Genomic DNA, 17,516 nt, shown 5'->3' with positions numbered 1-17,516 from the left:
AAAGTAGCCTGTCCCCTTTTTTGGAGGCGAATGAACGCGTGTTTACTATGAATGTGTATCCGGGAATGATGACGTTGGACTGCCTGGGGCTGGATTGGGATGTGCAGCCGCATATGGAGCCGTATGCCAAGGAATATATCATACTTTGTGATACGGATGGCAATGCTGTGCGGTGCCGGGTCAATGCCCGGGTTACCATGTTGAAGGGTAAAGGCTTAACTAAATTTTTTGCCCGTTTGGGCACGGGTAAATTTACGGTAACAATGCTGAAGCGCGGTAAGTTTCTGGTCGAGCCCGGGCAAGGTAAAAAAGCGCCGCCTGCTGCCGGGAACAGTAAGCAGCGGGATGGGAAGAAAACCGCAGGTCGCGGCGATGCCGGCGAGCGCGATGCCGAAGCGCGGCGAAACGGTGCCGAAGCACAGTCGAAGGGTGCCGGAGCGCGGCTCAAGACCGGCGTTCCACCGGCTAAAACGGCTGGTCGGGCTAAGGAAAAAATCCGGAAAATTGCGCCCGGTCCGGAAAAGAAGCAACCGGTTGCCACTGAACGGCCGGAGCATTTGCCCCGATCGGCGGCGGGGGGGAAGGTTATCCCTGATCGGGTTGCCGCCGAACAGGCAGGACATTTACCGGGCGTTGTAAAGCCCGGAGGCCAATCCGTCGGCCAATCCCCCGGTGAGGCCGATCAGCAAGCAACGGTCCGTGATACCACAAAAAATAATCTTGTTATCACCTTTTTCCAGGCAGACGATGCAATATTGTTGAAAGCAGCGGAAACCGCCGCCGGGCAGGCTGCATCATTAGCGGACCTGTACCTGCGCCGCCAGGCTTTGGAACTGTCCCTCAGCCCGGATTACGGCACACTGCTGTCCCTATCCGCCGCCCGGGATGTGCAGCCCCTGGAATACCAGCAGCAAACGGTGCGCCACGTGCTGCAAAATTTGCGTGGCCGGGCTTTGCTCTGCGACGAGGTGGGGCTGGGTAAAACCGTGGAAGCCGGTTTGATTATGATGGAATATATACTCCGGGGACTGGTGCGCCGGGTGCTGGTACTCGCGCCGCCGTCCCTGGTGGAACAATGGCGGGAGGAGCTGCAGTCCAAGTTCAACCTGGACTTTGTTGCTTATGACAGTCATGAATTTAAAGCAGAGCCCAACCCCTGGGGCAAATTTCCCCGGATTATAGCTTCGTTGGACACGGCCAAACGGGATAACCACCGCCGCCAGGTCCTGGAAACGGAATATGATATGGTGATAGTGGACGAGGCCCATCACCTGAAGAACAGCCGTACCAAGGCGCATCAACTGGTCAGCCGGTTAAAGAAAAAATACATCTTGCTGCTTACGGCCACGCCGGTGGAAAATGATTTGAGCGAACTTTTCAATCTGATTACATTGCTGCTGCCCGGGCAACTGGAAACGGCTTCGTCCTTTAAACGCAAATACGTGACCCGGGGCAACCCGCTCAAGGTAAAAAATGCTGCCGACCTCAAAAGGCTGGTGCGGGAGGTCATGGTGCGCAACCGGCGCAGTGAAACCGGGGCCATAGCCGGCCGGCGCCGGGCGGAAGTGGTGGAGGTGGCCCTTTCGCCTGCGGAAGAGGCTTTTTACCGGCGCCTGACGACCTTTGTGCGCGGTCATTATACCCCCGGTGCCGAACGACCCACCGGAGGGGTTAACCGTTTCGTCCTGAAAATGCTGCAGCGGGAGGCGGGCAGCAGCCTGGAAGCCCTCATTCCCACCCTGGACAAAATTTCCGCCAACCAGGATCACCCGGTCGCGCTGCGCCGCTTGTGCGGCACACTGGCAGCCCAGGCCCGGAAAATCCCGGATCGCTCCAAGGCGGATGTCCTGGTGCGCATGCTGGACCGGATCAACGAAAGGGTTGTGGTTTTTACCGGGTTCCGGGAGACCCAGCGATTCCTGGCCGGCCTGCTGCGGGAACGGGGACTGGAGGTGGCCGAGTTGCACGGGGGGATGCGCCGGCTGGAAAAAGAGGAGCAGGTGCGGCTTTTTGCTGGCGGCGCCCGGGTACTGGTATCCACGGAAACGGGCAGTGAAGGGCGCAATTTACAATTTTGTCGTAACTTGATCAATTATGACCTGCCCTGGAACCCGATGCGCATTGAACAGCGTATCGGCCGCATTCACCGCCTGGGCCAGAACCGGGATGTATATATCTACAACCTTTCCGCCTCCGGTACAATCGAATCATATATTCTGGAACTGCTGGATGCCAAGATCAATATGTTTCAGCTGGTAGTGGGCGAGCTGGACATGATACTGGGCAACTTGAAAGAGAAAAAGGAATTCGAAGACATTGTAATGGACATCTGGGCCCGCTGTCCGGACGAAACGGAACTGAAGCGGGAGATGGACCAATTCGGCGAACAGCTGGCGCAGGCCCGGGAGCATTACCGGGCGGTGAAGGAACTGGACGACCGGCTTTTGGGGGAGTTGTTGCCTGATGAGCAGTAATAGATTGATACTGCAGGATTTCATGGAAGCCAGTCTTGTGCGGGCCGGGGCGCTGGTGGAACGTCCCGAATACGGGCTTTTGGAGGCTGTTCTGCCCGATGACCTGGCGAAACATTTTATGTCCGACCACCTTGTGCTGGCCTTTGATTATGAGGTGGCCGGGGAACAGCCCGGCAGCACGTTTGTTACTTATGGCAGCAACCTGTTGGACAAAGCAATCGGCCTGGCCCTGAATTACGGCCGTTTTACCGATGTGTATCGAACGGATATAAGTTCAACCCCGCCGGGAAATTTGGAGAAAAAGGTGAGGGAAAGCCTGGAATTTCTGCGCTGCCGCCCGCCCCGGGTTATTCACCGGTGGATGGTGGACCATATTTTCTATGAATTTAATTTTCGCTGCGTATTTCGTTCTTACGAAAGAAGTGAAGCACTGGTAACCGTGGTGGTGGACGGCTATACCGGGCTGTTGCGGCCGGGATTCTCCGGGCTGTGGAAAAACGTGGTGCCCCGCGAGCAGCCGGAACACAGGCTGCCCCGGGCCGATACGCTGCCGTTGCCGGATTTGTACCGGCGGGCCGTTCAGGAGGCCGAATTACAGGTGCGAAAAAAGGCGGAACCCCTGCTCCGGGCGGCGGATCAACTCAAGGAGCGGGAACTGGCCAAGATTAGCCGCTACTATGAACAGACGATCAGGGAAATTCAAGAAAAGATTTTTAATACACGTGACGCCGGCAAAAAGGAAAGATTGCAAAAACAGCTGGCCGCCACTGCGAACGACCGCCGCCGGCGCGAGAATGACGCCGCGGCACGCTATAACGTGGAGGTTGAGGCGCGGCTGGACCACTTGGTGGCCTATCACCTGCCCTGCGTGCATATCAAACTGGAAGTTCAGCACAAAAACATGTTTTATAACCAGATCGTGGTCTACAACCCCTACAGCAATGATGTTGAAAGCCCGGCCTGCCCGGTATGCGGCGGCCCCGCCCGGCGCCTGGTCCCCGGCGATGCCGGCCTGCTTACCTGCGACCGCCACTAAAAAAGGGGACAGGCTACTTTTCTTGGAAATAATTTGAAATTTGTTCAGGTGACATCGGGCCACCCTTAGCACGCCTCTATATGCGCAGTTCTGGGGATATTATGCAATTTTCATTTGGCATCCCGGGGTGAAAGCCGCCGAAAGGTTTCAAAAGTTTCAGTATCTCCTGGCGCAAAAAGGACTCGAATAGTATTATTAAAGTTTTAGCCACATTAATTTAAAAAACCTTATTTTATAATTGGATGTGGGAAGCGTGAGAAAAAAATTGCCCAAATACCTGAAAGCGGATATAGAGCGGGGATTTATTCTGGCTTATTATGAATTGGTTAAAGGTTGTACAGTAAGCCTGGATTTACCTGGTGGAAATATCGTGCCGGTGGTGGCTTTGGCCCACAAGCCCGGCGAATATTACGGGATGGATTTTTCCAGCACCTATCATTTTACCGAGGGGCAAAAACCTCAAACCAGATTGCGCAGGGTAAGGAGAGTAGTGGAAGAAATCCAGCGTTATGCCGAGTTTGCAGAACATATGAGCAGCATTAAATATCGTTATGTATATGAAATATGGTGCTTTATCCCGCCCAATAAATATGTTTCCGATACCGTGGCCGCAGCCGGGAAAGAGGGGCTGCCCGTGGAACTGGTGGGCCTGGAGCAAGTGCATGAAAGAATCAGGCAGGTGGCCGTTTTGCAGCCAATTGATAAGGATACGGTTTACGAGAATGCTTTTCTCTGGGCGGCTCGCTTGTTCCGCCAGGCCGGCGCTTGGAAATAAACGAAATAGGGGACAGGATGTATATTGGGGGAAAATAACAAACAAAGTGCGGTATAAAGCGATAAGAAGCATTCTTATTTTTTTCACCATAAAATGGCAATTAAAGTAGCCTGTCCCCTTTTGCTTGTATAAATTTCCATGTAAAGTAGCCTGTCCCCTTTTTCCCCTTTTTTTAAGGAACAAGTTGCCAATGTTATTCGTCATATATGCAGTTAACTAAAAAAATTATGGGGGTGTTTGCGATTTCCAAGAGGTTTTTAACGCTGCTGTTCGTACTGGTACTGACAATCGCGGCGGCTGGTTTCGCCGAGGCTTCCGTGGCCACCAAACAGGTGAAGGTCAACTACAGTGACATTAAACTGGTTGTGGACGGCAAGGCTGTCAGTATATTGCCGTCCCAGGAACCTTTTATGTTGAACGGCGTTACTTATGTGCCTTTGCGGCTGGCGGGCGAGGCTTTGGATTGTTATGTAAACTGGCAGGGGCAGACCAAAACCGTCAACATCAGCAGTAAATCTTCCGCGCAGGTAATCAGCTTGATGACGCAGGTAAAACAAAAGGACCAGGAAATTACGACTTTAAAAGCGCGGGTTGCCGAACTGGAAAAACAACTTGAGCAGGAAAAGGCCGCCGGGGAGGACTTGGATGACCTGGAGGATGAACTCCTGGACGACTACGACACGCTGGAGGATGTGGAAATAGACGACATTACGCTTGACGGGGACGAAGACGAAGTGGAAGTGGAAATAGAAGTGGACCTCGGCGATTACGACGATGAGTGGAATGACTTGAACGACAACGATATAGAAGACTGGCTCGAGGATCTGGTGGCGGACATCCAGGACGAACTGGATGATGATACCGAGGTAACCGGGGTAATCATTGACACCGACAGCGATGATGTGCTGGTGGATTTCGAAAAAGACGGCGATGATGATCTGGATGTGGATTTTGAGGATGAAGATTACCGCGGCGGTTCGGACATCGAAGATGTTGAGGATTCCCTCGACGGGGACAGGTACTCCGTGGATAACCTGGACTTTGCGGTATCTTATGTTAATTGCGATGAGGAAGATGAAGAGGTTGTTGTTTATTTGGACGCGGAAGACAGTGATGCTTCCAGCCGGTGGTCGGATATAAGCGACAGTGATAAGGAAAACGATGTGGAAGATATTTGCGATGACATTGTCGATATCTTTGATGATGATGCCGGTGTGGACGTGGAAACGGTTAACGTGTATTTCTACGACGAAAATAACCAGTTGCTGGATAATTTTGAGTACGACGTGGACAGCGGGGAATTGAGCTAGCTGCGTGTGTTTAGGGGACAGGTTGTTTTTTGTTTTAGAACACAGCCTGTGCCAAAAGTTGTACGGGAGGTTAAAAGGGTGTCCAGCCCGAAAAGAAAGTTTTTTATAATTGGCTTGGTATTAGCGGCGTTTTGGCTTTGTTTTTTGCCGGCGGGGGCTGCGCGGGCGGGGGGAAGTGCAGAGATGACATTGGATTCTTCCGATTACATGCCCGGAGCGACAGTGACCGTTATTCTGAATGACCCGGACTGCACGGAAAGTATTGTCGTTGTGCAGGCCGGAAGCTTTGTGAGCCTGCCTATTTACGTGAATCTGGAGCAAATTTCTCCCGGTGAATATTGCGGCGTTTTCACGCTGTCCGAACCCGGAGCGGGATCTGACGACGACAGTGATATCCTCGGCGTGGGGAATAATGGTCAAATAACGGTAAAATATGACGCCGACGGCAACGGCCAATATGATGATCTTTCTGCCACGGCTTATGTGGACGGTATTAAGCCCGTACTTTCATTCACTGTGCCCGCCAATGGTGCAAGCGGGGTTTCATTTGATACACAACCACTGATCGAAGTTGCTTTTTCAGAAAAGATTCTCGAGGGAGATCAATTTGACCAAATTACTGTTCGTGACAGCGACAGCAATCAAGTGGTAAGTGGTATCCAAAAGACTATTGATTTTAACAAGCTAATTATTAATCACGGTAATTACCTGGTCTGCGGGACCGAATATACGGTGGAAATCAGCGCCGGCGCGGTTCACGACCGGGCCGGCAACCCCAATAATGCAGTTGTTTTTCACTTTACCACCAGGCCGGCCCGGGAGTTTCATGTTTCAACCGCAGGCAGCGATGCCGCCGGGGACGGGACGGAGTCCAACCCCTATGGAACTGTGGCTGGAGCCATGTCCATGGCCATGCACGGGGACAGCGTAGTTGTCCACGACGGCACTTACACGGAAAATATTACAGTGGATAAGAATGTTATAGTTATTTCTCTGCACGGGCGGGATAAAACGGTAATTCAGCCCGCCGCCGGCAGCGGCTTCAACCTCCGGCCGGCGCCCGGCGTGGATAAAATCCTCCGGATAACGGGATTTACCGTAAGCGGGGCGGTTTACGGAGTGCAGGTGACCGGGATGCAGGGAGGCGCGGTTTATATAGAAAATAATACTGTATCCGGCTGTACTGACGGGATTTTTATAGATGAAATCAACGACGGCGACATTTTTATACAGAAAAACGATTTATCCGGCAACTCTGGTTCCGCTGTAAGGCTGGGGGCCTGCGAGGGCGGGGCCGCGGTAACGGTGCAGTGGAACAACATTGTGTATAACGGGGTTGGCCTGGTTAGCGACGGTACAAACCCGGTAGACGCGAGGTTGAATTATTGGAATAATCCTCATGGCCCCTCTGCAAGTGGTGTTAACTACGGCGATACAGTCGTGGGAAACGTTGACTTTGCGCCCTGGCTGGTGGGGCCGGTTGACGGTACGGAGATTGCCCCGCCGCTTTCGATTGTCGCTCCGGCTCTGCCTGACGGGTATCTTGGCCTGGATTACCTTGCGGAATTGCCGGAGCAGGGCAGCAGCGGTGCCTGCCAGTGGTCCGTTTACAGCGGGGGGCTGCCGGATGGCCTGGAACTGGCCGAGGGCCGGTATGTTCACGGCACACCCGGGGAAATTGGCACATATGCTTTTGCCCTTGAGGCAAATGACGGCACGCAGGCGCTGTATCATGAAGTAAGCCTGACAATTCAACCGGCTCCGGACCTGGAGCCGCCCGGCGTTGTGGAGAAAACTCCGGGCGACGGGGCCGAAGGAGTTTCCCTGAACACCGTTATAACCGTGGAATTTACTGAGCCTGTTTATGCAGACGCTAATTGGGGCGGTATTACTGTTACTGCGGCGGGCGGGGCGGCAGTGCCCTGCAGCGGTATCATTAGCGGCAGCACCCTGAGTATTAATCTCGATGGCCTGAATGAACACATAACATATATTGTGACCGTACCGGCCGGCTCCGTGCGGGACGCGGTGGGCAACGCTACCCGGGCGGATATTGCCTGGAGTTTTACCACCGGCGAGGCGCCAGACACCACACCGCCGGAACCGGTTGTTGCCCAACCTTCGGCCGGCGGCCTGTATAACGGTCCGGTCACTGTGTCCGGCGCGGTCTATGAAAAGCACTTGGCGGCAGTGGAAGTTGCTGTTCGTTCAGTGGCCGAAGATGTTTACTGGGACGATGCCGGGAATGCCTGGACGTCGATAGAAACCTGGAACAACGCCCAAATTACCGGGCAGGCGCCGAACTTTGCATTTGCGTACCAGGTTCCGGCCGGCCTGGACGGTGATTATATGGCTTTTATCCGGGCGGTGGACGGCTCCGGCAATTTGTCGCCGGGTATTCAGGTTGAGTATACCCTTGATTTTACTGCCCCGGGCATTATGCATACCAACCCGGGGGACGGGGCGCGGGATGTGGCGCCGGGCGCGCCTTTCAGCGTTGTTTTTGATGAACCGGTGGCGGCCGCTAACCTGGAGGCGGTCCACCTGGTGGACTGTTCCACGGGTGCCGATGTCAGCGCGGAATATAACCTGCAAGCGGCCCTTGATACAGCGGCCGCGACCCTTGCCGTGACCCATTCGCCCCTGGCGAACGGCGGTGAGTACACCCTGCATATCCCCGCCGGCGTTGTCGTGGACCGGGCGGGAAACGGCAGCGGGGAGGTTGCGGTAACCTTTATTATTGTTGAAGAGATGGTGGAGCAGCCGCAGCAACCGCCCGATAGCGGGAGCGATAATGATAATAATAATGATGAGCAAAATGGAAGCGACCCGGATGATCCGTCGCCGGGTGGAAATGGTGGGACGGACGATGATAATAGTGGAACAAGCTCCGGGCAAGCCCAATATAAACAGGTTCCCCGGCAAGTAATAACTTTTGCTGACATCCAGGGGCACTGGGCCCAAAAAGATATCGAGATGCTGGCCGGCATCGACATTATCAGGGGAGACGCAAACGGCAATTTTGCCCCGGACCGGGCAATTACCCGCGCCGAGTTTACTGCCTTGCTTGTCCGGGCGTTGGGTATTCCGGAAGTGGGCAATAACGGAGGGTGGTTTGGCGACGTCAGGCGCGGGGCTTGGTATTACGGAACTATTGCGGCGGCCGGCCGGGCCGGCCTGGTCAGCGGCTTTGATGACGGCGCCTTTCGACCCGGCGAGCCGATCACCCGCCAGCAGATGGCGGCGCTGGTTGTCAGGGCGCTGCGGGCGGCCGGTCACCGGGTAGCGGTTACGCCGCCGGAACGCGCCGCATTGCTGTCCAGGTTCAACGACCGTGCTGCCATCAGCGCCTGGGCTGTGGACGAAGTTGCGGTGGCGGTCAAGGCGGATATTGTCAGGGGCGTTGCCGAAAACATTTTGGCGCCCGGCGCAACAGCTACCCGCGCCCAGGCCGTCGTTGCGGTTAAACGTTTGATGAAACTGGCAGGGCTGCTATAGGCGGGCTTTTTGTGGGGACACCGGCGAAGAGTGATAATAAATTTAGGGAACAATTTACCCCGGCATTTCGTCATTATTATAAAAAATGTTTCTTCTATGATTTGCGGGTTCTTGTATAAATTTACTAAAGGTGTGGTTAACAGCGGTGTAGAAAAATATATACCAGGTGATTGTAAGTGAAAGTAACGCTTTTGAAAGCCCCGGTGGACCGCCTGACCATGGCGCAGGCCGAGGAGCGGGTAGCTGAACTGGTCCGTGGCGGGGGGGCGCGCCGCATCATTACACTGAACCCGGAATATCTGTACCGGGCCGTGCTGGGGGAACCTGACCTGCTGGAACTGGTGCATAAGGCCGACCTGGTGACCGCCGACGGTGAGGGCATCGTCTGGGCCGGGCGGGTGGCCGGCACGCCGTTTCCGGAAAGGGTGACCGGCATCGACCTGATGCTGCGCCTGGTGCGGCGGGCGGCCGCCGAGGGGTGGAAAGTGTACCTGCTGGGGGCCGCCCCGGGGGTGGCCGAAGAAGCGGCGGAAAATTTACGCCGCCGCCACCCGGGACTGCAGGTGGCGGGCACTCACCACGGGTATTTCAAACCGGACGAGGAACAGCGTATTGTCGAGGACATAAAAAAGACCGCCCCGCAGCTGCTGTTTGTGGCCCTGGGGGCGCCCGCCCAGGAGAAGTGGATCGACCGCAACATCGAACGTATCGGCAATGTGACGGCCATGGGCGTGGGCGGCAGCTTTGACGTGATCGCCGGTCGGGTAACCCGGGCGCCCCGCTGGATGCAGCGCTTGAAAATCGAATGGCTGGGGCGGCTCATCCGCGAGCCCTCCCGCTGGCGGCGTATGCTGGTATTGCCCAAATTCGCCTGGTTGGTACTTAAGACCTACCGTGGTGCCGGGTGTTGAAAGTTGTAATTGTTGAAAGTCGCATTTTAGGTGAGTTGTTGCAAAACCGGATTGCCCAAATATGATATAAAGCGGTTGAATGAACTAATCAAAAGATGTATTATGTTCCTTGAGATTGTCTCATCTCGTTTGACAGCGCGGACATTATGCAAGTACTGCCCTTGACGGTAGAAGGGAGGTCTGTAGCAATTATGACCGGAAGAAGAAAAAGAAGACTGAAAAGAAAAATGCGTTTTGTTGTCTTCCTGCTGGTGTTGGTGGGGTTATTTGCCGGCGGCTTTGCGGCGGCCAACAACCTGCTGTGGCCCTTGTTTACCGATACCGGTAACAATACGGCAAAGGCGCGGGGCCGGGAATCGGAACAAGATTTAACCAAACTGCCCGGCGTAAACGTGCTGATGATGGGTGTGGATGAGCGTGAGAGCGACCGGAGCCAGCGCACCGACACCATGATTTTAGCCAACATCAACAATGAGGATAACCGGATTTCACTCCTTTCCATCCCGCGGGATACCAAGGTCAACCTGCCCGGTCACGGGGTGAACAAGATCAATGCCGCTAATTTATACGGTGGACCAGAAATGGCCATGGATGTGGTGTCGAAGCTGACCGGCGTGCCGGTGGATTACTATATTATCACCAATTTCAACGGCTTCAAGGGTATCGTGGACGCCCTGGGGGGCGTGACTTTGGAAGTGGAAAAACCTATGTATTACCATGAAGATGCCTATGGCGGTGCTTACGACATTAACTTGCAAAAAGGCGTGCAAAGGCTGGATGGCACGAAAGCTCTGATGTACGCTCGCTACCGCCACGACGCTTTGGGGGATATTACCCGCACCCAGCGGCAGCTCAAGCTGCTGACGGCCATCGGGGAAGAAGTGATGAAGCCCTCGGTGGTTACCAAGCTGCCCAAACTCATCCCGGAGATTTATAAAAACGTAGATACCAACATGGGCCTGAAGCAAATGATAGCATTTGCCCTGGCGGGCAGCAACCTGGATAGCGTGCAACTGGTGTCACAGACCATGCCGGGCTGGTTCCTGGATGAAAACGGGGTCAGCTACTGGTATGTAGACCCGCAGGACGCTCGGCAGGTGGCCACGGCCCTTTTTGAAGAGGGCAAAGTAGTGGACGTGGTACATGGGGCCATAAACAGGAACACTGAAAAGCAGGTGGCCATGGAGCAACCCAAGAAAACTTCCCAGCCCGAGGTTGATAACGGGGCCGCTGGGACCACCCCCGCCGCCGAAAACCGGCAGCTCGCCGGCAAGTCAACAAAGGCTGAAAGCCAACCCGCTGTAGATAAACCCGCCGGTGGCGAGGAATCGACGCCGGTGGACAATGCAACCGGCGATCAAGCGCCGGCGGTGGAGCTTAACAATAACGGGCATAGCACCCAAGACCAGGAACCCGTATCCCGGAGCAAGGCACAGTCCGGCATCAACACGGCGGTGCAAATAGAAGAAACCTTGCCCGTGGACAGCAATCACGTTCAGATCATCATCAATCCATAGCTTTGGTGCCGGGTGTTGAAAATGTTGCGATTTGCAGCGTACCCGGCGTAAAATTTCCTAAAGCTTGCATGGCAGCATCCTGAAATACCGCTTTCCCCCGGCCGCCCGGTCGGGGGTTGTTTCTATTTTAACAAATTTTTGATATATTATCCTTATGAACGATATTTCCGCAACCAGCGTTGCACATAAAAAAATAGTCATTTCCGGCTACTACGGTTTCAATAACCTGGGGGACGAGGCCGTGCTCTACAGCATGCTGCGCACCCTGCGCCGCGTCATGCCGGACCTGGCGGTCACCGTGCTTTCCAATGACCCGCCCGTAACCGCGCGGGATTACGGTGTGCGGGCGGTGGATCGCTGGGACGTGCGGGAAGTGGCTCGGGCCCTCCGGGACGCCGACCTCTTGGTCAGCGGCGGGGGGAGCCTGCTGCAGGACGTCACCGGCCCGAAAAGCTTGCTTTATTACCTGGGCGTGATCTGGCTGGCCCGCCTGCTGCGCCGGCCCGTGGTATACTACGCCCAGGGGATCGGCCCGGTGAACAGCGGCGCCGGGCGGCGGCTGGTGGGGCTGACCACCCGCGGGGTGCGGGCCGTTACCGTCCGGGATGAAGAATCCCTGCGCGACCTGCGCGCCATGGGGGTGCGGCAGCCCGTCGAGGTCACCGCCGACCCGGTGCTGGGACTGCAGCCCGGAGATGTCGACCTGACCGTGGGAGCAAAGATTCTAAGCTGCTACGGGGTGACTCCGGGTACGGGGGTGGTGGGTGTTTCGGTACGCCCGCTGCCCGGCCCGGCCGCCTGGGAAATGGAGCTGGCCCGGGCCTGCGATCGGCTGGCCCGGGCGGGACGCACCGTAGTATTCGTACCCATGCACAGCCCGGCGGACCTGGTGGTTTCCCGGGAAGTGGCCGCAGCCATGCGCGAGCCGCACGTGATCATCAGTGAGAAATTAAACGTGCCGCAAATGATCTCCCTGGTGGGCAACCTGGACCTGCTGGTGGGCGTGCGCCTGCACGCGTTAATTTTCGCCGCAGTGTGCGGTGTGCCGCCGGTGGGTATTGTCTACGACCCCAAGGTGGAGCGGTTTTTGCGGCGGATCGAACTGCCCCCCGCCGGGCGGCCCGAAGAAATCGAAGGTGACGCCCTGGCCGCCCTGGCCCGGTCTTATCTGGCCAACCGCGGGCAAGTGCAAGCAAAAATGACCCGGCGGGTGGCGGAACTGCGCTGCGCAGCCGAGCGCACGGCGGAAATCGTGCGGGAAATCCTAACTCCCGCTCCCGGTGCCGGGTGTTGAATGTTGCGATTTGTTGAAAGATGATCGAAAAGCATAAGAATGTCAATCATGGTGTTATGTATCAAAGTTAGTTTAATCAAGTTTAAGTCTGACCCCGGAGGTGTTGAGCGTGTCCAATGAACAACTGAATATTAAACAAATCATGGAAATACTGCCCCACCGGTACCCGTTCTTGCTGGTGGATCGCATTGAGGAAGTGGTGCCCGGCGTGCGGGCGGTGGGCATTAAAAATGTTACCGTCAACGAGCCTTTTTTCCAGGGCCATTTCCCCGGCCACCCGGTAATGCCGGGGGTGCTGATTATCGAAGCAATGGCCCAGGTGGGCGCGGTGGCGGTACTGCAAACGCCGGACTTTGCCGGTAAGCTGGCTTTGTTCGCCGGCATCGACAAAGCGCGCTTCCGGCGCCAGGTAGTGCCCGGAGACGTGCTGCGCCTGGAGGCGGAACTCACCCGCATGCGCGGCAACCTGGGCAAGAGCAAGGCCACCGCCCGGGTGGGGGAAGACCTGGTGGCCGAAGCCGAGCTGATGTTTGCAATAGTGGACAGAGAGTAAAAAAGGGGACAGACGCCCATGCCGCCTGCGCGGCACAATCAGGGAATTGAAAATTGTGCGGGGGGGGGTGTTCCCCGCTGCGCTTGCAAATCTCCGCGTCGACGGGACTAAGGTCGCTTCGGGCCGAATTTGGCGGTCCTGCATAATGCGCAGAACGGGTAGTTATACTTGGTAATTTATTAACAGTTGCTTCCTCTATTCCAGCTATGCCAGTGGTTTCTGCGCGATTCGTCCCGCCAATTCGGCAACCTCAGCTTCACCAAGTCCCGTTACCGACGCTCCGATACATCACTTGCGGGGAACAACCCGCCCTGCGTCGGACATGCTTTTTTCAGGGGAGGCACCGATTCACAAAACGAATTGGAGCCAGTCCCCTTTTTACCTCTTCCTACTCCCAAAATGAGGTAAAACAGCGTTTTGTGGGGACGGAGGTACAAGCCTGGCGCAAATAGTAGCTATTTTGTGAAATTGCCCGAATATTGCCGTTATCTGCTCTTTGTGTAACTGCCGCCGCTGGTGATAAAATATCATTGAGTTTGTCTGTAGCCGATTTTACACGGCTGGAGGGGTAAGAGTGGAAAAGTACATAATGGCCCCGGTGCTGGCCATGGTACTGGGGTATGCGATAACTCCGTGGGTGCGGGTCCTGGCGTTCAAAGTGGGCGCCCTGGATAAACCCGACCCGCGCAAGGTGCATAACGGAGTCATGCCGCGCATGGGTGGACTGGCCGTTTACCTGGCCTTTATAGTGGCAGTGCTGTTATTTCGCGATCTGACTCCGCAGGTATGGGGGTTGCTCACCGGCGCCACGGTGATACTGCTGGTGGGGGCGCTGGACGACATACGGGGCCTGTCCCCGCGGGTCAAACTTGCCGGGCAGGTAATTGCTGCGTTGGCGACGATAATACCGTTTGACGTGCAAATTTATTATATAACCAACCCGTTAACGGGCGACATGCTGTTTTTGGGCGCTTTCAGTATCCCGCTGACGGTTTTCTGGATAGTGGCGGTGACCAATGCCGTCAACCTGATCGACGGCTTGGACGGTCTGGCCGGCGGTGTTTCATCCATTGCCGCCCTGACCATGGCCGCGGTGGCCTGGACCCAGTGGCATCTGTACGGCATTCCCGGTATGCTGGAAACAATTATGCTGGCGCTGACTTTGGTGGCCGCGGTGGCCGGTTTCCTGAAGCATAATTTTCACCCGGCCAAAATATTCCTGGGTGACACGGGCTCGCTGTTCCTGGGCTTCACTCTGTCGGTAATGGCTATCATGAGCCTGACCAAAAGCGCCACGGCGGTGTCGGTGATTATCCCCCTGGTCATCCTGGGGGTGCCCCTGCTGGATACCTTTTTCGCGGTGATCCGGCGTTATCACAAACACCGGCCCATTTTTAAGCCCGACCGTGAACACCTGCACCACCAGCTCATGGCCATGGGCCTTAGCCACCGACAGACGGTGCTGGCCATATATGCCCTGAGCGGCTTTCTGGGGCTGAACGCCGTGGTGCTGAACTTGATCAGCAACGATCAAGCCCTGGTGCTGCTTGTGGTGCTGGCGGTGGTGGTAATCTACCTGGCCGACCGGGTGGGCGTACTGGGCCGAACCCGCAAGGCAGGCTACAGCATAACAGACGACTACCAACAACGTTGAGATAAGAAACTCTAAAAAAGGGGACAGGCTGATTTTTTTGATTTTGAGAATCTGCCTGTCCTCTTTTTCCTACCCACCAGGAAAAACACTGCTTCCTACAAAGGAATTTTTAGGTTAAACTCGAATTTAAACGTAAGTAGACCTCCTGAAAAACTCGATTTCTGAGGGGTTTTGTGTTAATTGGAGGGTTGCATATGAGTACGGCAACGGCAATGAACGACTTGTCTATAGGACATCTCTTTGAGTAGCCGTTGCGGTGAAAGTCTTTAATTAGTTCCTGGTCTTTATTACGAGTGAGCCCGAGGATAAGCGCCGGTGCATGTTTGAGCGCCCGCAGGGCGCGAGTTCCCCGGCGCCCGAGGGCGAGCGAGTTCATACAATTATAAGGGCGAGTCGCAACCCAGAAATTAAACGAAACCCTCAATACAGACTTTTCAAGGGGAAATGAATAATTATTGCGAGCAGGGTGGGTGCAATTACGTAGGTTAAAATAAAACCCGGCTCTGGAACCTGGGAGGGAGAGATTTTGCGGATCAAAAAGGCGGTTATACCGGCGGCCGGCCTGGGGGTGCGGTTTTTACCGGCCACCAAGGCATTGCCCAAAGAAATGATTCCCATCGTGGATAAACCCACCATCCAATACATAATCGAAGAAGCGGTAAGTTCAGGCATTGAAGATATACTGATTATCACGGGCCGGGACAAAAAGGCCATCGAAGACCACTTCGACAAATCCACCGGCCTGGAAGATCACCTGCGCAGCAAGGGTAAAGAAGATTTGCTGAAGATCGTGGAAAAAATAGGCAACCTGGCCGAAATCCATTATGTGCGCCAGAAGGAACCAAAGGGGCTGGGCCACGCCGTCTACTGCGCCCGCCGGTTTGTGGGTAACGAGCCCTTTGCCGTGCTGCTGGGCGACGATATCGTCCGCAGCGAAGTGCCCTGTCTCAGGCAGATGATGGAGCTGTACGAGGAAGTGCAAACCTCCGTCATCGGCGTCAAGGAAGTCCCGCCGGCGGACGTAAGCAAGTACGGCATACTGGACGCGGAACAAGTGCGGCAAAACATATACCGGATCCACAACCTGGTGGAAAAACCCACCCCGGAAGCGGCCCCCTCCCGCCTGGCCATCATGGGTCGCTATATAATCGAGCCCGGCGTGTTCGACATCCTGGCGGGCACCAAACCCGGCGCCGGCGGGGAAATCCAGCTCACCGACGCCCTGAAGGAACTGGCGGGGCAAAAAGCCATGTACGGTCTGGTATTCGAGGGTACGCGCTATGACGTGGGCGATAAACTGGGTTATCTCAAGGCTATGGTGGAATACGCCCTCGCCCGCCCCGATCTGGCGGAACAGTTCCGCCTTTACCTGGAGGAAACGGTGGGCAAGAAATAACCGGTCATTTATAACCAGCTAGGATTGGGTATGAGCGAAATATCAGTAAAGTATCAGCCAGTGCCGGTGACACCGGTTGGGCCTGTGAAATAATGGAACGGGAGTAGAATAAGATTAGCGATAGTCAATAAAATAAACTTCAATGAGCTAGATTACGGAGGAAGTTAATGAAAGTACTGGTAACTGGCGGGGCCGGCTTTATCGGCTCCCATATTGTGGACGCGCTGATCGCCCGGGGAGCCCGTACCGGCGTACTGGACAATCTCTCCACCGGGCGTTTTGAAAACATAGACCCCCGGGTCAACTTTTATCATGGTGATCTGCGGGATGAAAAATTTGTCCGGGAAACCTTGCAGGCCGAAAGGCCCGACTACGTCATTCACCAGGCGGCCCAGGTAGACGTGCAGACCAGCATCAACGCCCCGGCGGTCGACGCCGCCGTCAACATCACCGGCTCCATTAATCTGCTGGAAGCCTGTCGGGCCTGTGGCGTCAAAAAAATAGTCTACGCCTCTTCAGCGGCGGTGTACGGCAATCCCCGCTACCTGCCCGTGGACGAGGAACACCCCTTGCAACCCCTTTCGGGCTACGGCGTGTCCAAGCATACCGTGGAGCACTACCTGGCGCTCTACCACGCCCTCTACGACCTGGACTACACCGTGCTGCGCTACGCCAACGTGTACGGCCCCCGGCAGGACGCCTCCGGGGAGGGCGGCGTGGTGGCCATCTTTACCGACCGGCTTTTGCGGGGCGAGCGACCCCGGATATTCGGGGACGGCAAGCAAACCCGGGATTTCATTTTTGTGCAAGACGTGGTGGAAGCCAACCTGGCCGCCTTAAACGCGGGCAGCGGCGGCATTTACAACGTCAGTACCGGCATCCCCACCTCGGTGAACGAATTGTTTGCAATCCTGCGGCAAATCACGGGCAGCGATATCGAGCCCGAATACTGTCCGCCCCGCCCCGGCGATATTGAACACAGCTACCTGGACGAACGTGCCGCCGCCGGCCTGCAGTGGCGGGCCGCCCGGGAACTGGCGGACGGCCTGCGGTCGCTGGTGGAATACAGCAAGCACGCGCCCCGGTAATAAAGCCGGG

Annotated in this window: 12 protein-coding genes; all 12 read left to right on the top strand. The window is 55.8% G+C overall.

The window, feature by feature from the left end; translation table 11 throughout:
* Positions 1-47 precede the first annotated feature (47 nt).
* The 12 genes from BM299_RS07185 (at position 48) to BM299_RS07130 (ending at position 17,506) form a co-directional block, all read left to right on the top strand.
* Positions 48-2,474 carry a DEAD/DEAH box helicase gene (locus BM299_RS07185; RefSeq protein ID WP_245779687.1) on the top strand — a complete coding sequence of 809 codons (2,427 nt, stop codon included), beginning with the start codon at positions 48-50 and terminating at the stop codon, positions 2,472-2,474.
* Complete coding sequence (locus tag BM299_RS07180) at positions 2,464-3,510, top strand: hypothetical protein (protein WP_092482787.1); 1,047 nt, start codon at positions 2,464-2,466, stop codon at positions 3,508-3,510. The genes BM299_RS07185 and BM299_RS07180 overlap by 11 nt, the downstream gene beginning before the upstream one ends.
* A gap of 253 nt (positions 3,511-3,763) precedes the next feature.
* Complete coding sequence (locus tag BM299_RS07175) at positions 3,764-4,285, top strand: hypothetical protein (RefSeq protein WP_245779684.1); 522 nt, start codon at positions 3,764-3,766, stop codon at positions 4,283-4,285.
* A 206-nt stretch (positions 4,286-4,491) separates the two neighbouring features.
* Positions 4,492-5,595, top strand: a complete 1,104-nt coding sequence (locus BM299_RS07170) for a stalk domain-containing protein (protein ID WP_092482786.1) — start codon at positions 4,492-4,494, stop codon at positions 5,593-5,595.
* Positions 5,596-5,778: 183 nt separating this feature from the next.
* A complete protein-coding gene (locus tag BM299_RS07165) occupies positions 5,779-9,093 on the top strand; it encodes an Ig-like domain-containing protein (RefSeq protein ID WP_131820612.1) in 3,315 nt (1,104 codons plus the stop codon).
* Positions 9,094-9,269: 176 nt separating this feature from the next.
* On the top strand, positions 9,270-10,004 hold the full coding sequence (locus BM299_RS07160; RefSeq protein WP_092482784.1) for a WecB/TagA/CpsF family glycosyltransferase: 735 nt from the start codon (positions 9,270-9,272) through the stop codon (positions 10,002-10,004).
* A gap of 191 nt (positions 10,005-10,195) precedes the next feature.
* Complete coding sequence (locus BM299_RS07155; RefSeq protein WP_165608219.1) at positions 10,196-11,521, top strand: LCP family protein; 1,326 nt, start codon at positions 10,196-10,198, stop codon at positions 11,519-11,521.
* A gap of 154 nt (positions 11,522-11,675) precedes the next feature.
* Positions 11,676-12,815, top strand: a complete 1,140-nt coding sequence (gene csaB, locus BM299_RS07150; protein WP_092482782.1) for a polysaccharide pyruvyl transferase CsaB — start codon at positions 11,676-11,678, stop codon at positions 12,813-12,815.
* Positions 12,816-12,924: 109 nt separating this feature from the next.
* The gene (fabZ, locus tag BM299_RS07145) at positions 12,925-13,368 is read left to right on the top strand and encodes a 3-hydroxyacyl-ACP dehydratase FabZ (RefSeq protein WP_092482781.1); all 444 of its coding nucleotides are present in this window, start codon (positions 12,925-12,927) and stop codon (positions 13,366-13,368) included.
* 574 nt (positions 13,369-13,942) lie between these two features.
* Positions 13,943-15,022: a glycosyltransferase family 4 protein gene (locus tag BM299_RS07140; RefSeq protein ID WP_245779683.1), complete on the top strand. Its 1,080-nt coding sequence runs from the start codon at positions 13,943-13,945 to the stop codon at positions 15,020-15,022.
* Positions 15,023-15,548: 526 nt separating this feature from the next.
* Entirely contained in the window at positions 15,549-16,418 is an 870-nt protein-coding gene (galU, locus tag BM299_RS07135) for a UTP--glucose-1-phosphate uridylyltransferase GalU (RefSeq protein WP_092482780.1), read from the top strand.
* A gap of 167 nt (positions 16,419-16,585) precedes the next feature.
* Positions 16,586-17,506 carry an SDR family oxidoreductase gene (locus BM299_RS07130; RefSeq protein WP_092482779.1) on the top strand — a complete coding sequence of 307 codons (921 nt, stop codon included), beginning with the start codon at positions 16,586-16,588 and terminating at the stop codon, positions 17,504-17,506.
* Positions 17,507-17,516 lie beyond the last annotated feature (10 nt).

Origin of the sequence: Desulfoscipio geothermicus DSM 3669, from assembly GCF_900115975.1 — a bacterium.
Taxonomy (GTDB): Bacteria; Bacillota; Desulfotomaculia; order Desulfotomaculales; family Desulfallaceae; genus Desulfoscipio; species Desulfoscipio geothermicus.
The sequence above is the reverse complement of the archived record's forward strand: the minus strand, read 5'-3'. Positions and strand labels throughout refer to the sequence as shown.

What these genes read in the sequence shown, in the direction of transcription:
- BM299_RS07185 (WP_245779687.1), top strand. Translation starts at nt 48, where the DNA reads ATGAATGTGTATCCGGGAATGATGACGTTGGACTGCCTGGGGCTGGAT.
- BM299_RS07180 (WP_092482787.1), top strand. Translation starts at nt 2,464, where the DNA reads ATGAGCAGTAATAGATTGATACTGCAGGATTTCATGGAAGCCAGTCTT.
- BM299_RS07170 (WP_092482786.1), top strand. Translation starts at nt 4,492, where the DNA reads ATGCAGTTAACTAAAAAAATTATGGGGGTGTTTGCGATTTCCAAGAGG.
- BM299_RS07165 (WP_131820612.1), top strand. Translation starts at nt 5,779, where the DNA reads ATGACATTGGATTCTTCCGATTACATGCCCGGAGCGACAGTGACCGTT.
- BM299_RS07155 (WP_165608219.1), top strand. Translation starts at nt 10,196, where the DNA reads ATGACCGGAAGAAGAAAAAGAAGACTGAAAAGAAAAATGCGTTTTGTT.
- csaB (WP_092482782.1), top strand. Translation starts at nt 11,676, where the DNA reads ATGAACGATATTTCCGCAACCAGCGTTGCACATAAAAAAATAGTCATT.
- BM299_RS07130 (WP_092482779.1), top strand. Translation starts at nt 16,586, where the DNA reads ATGAAAGTACTGGTAACTGGCGGGGCCGGCTTTATCGGCTCCCATATT.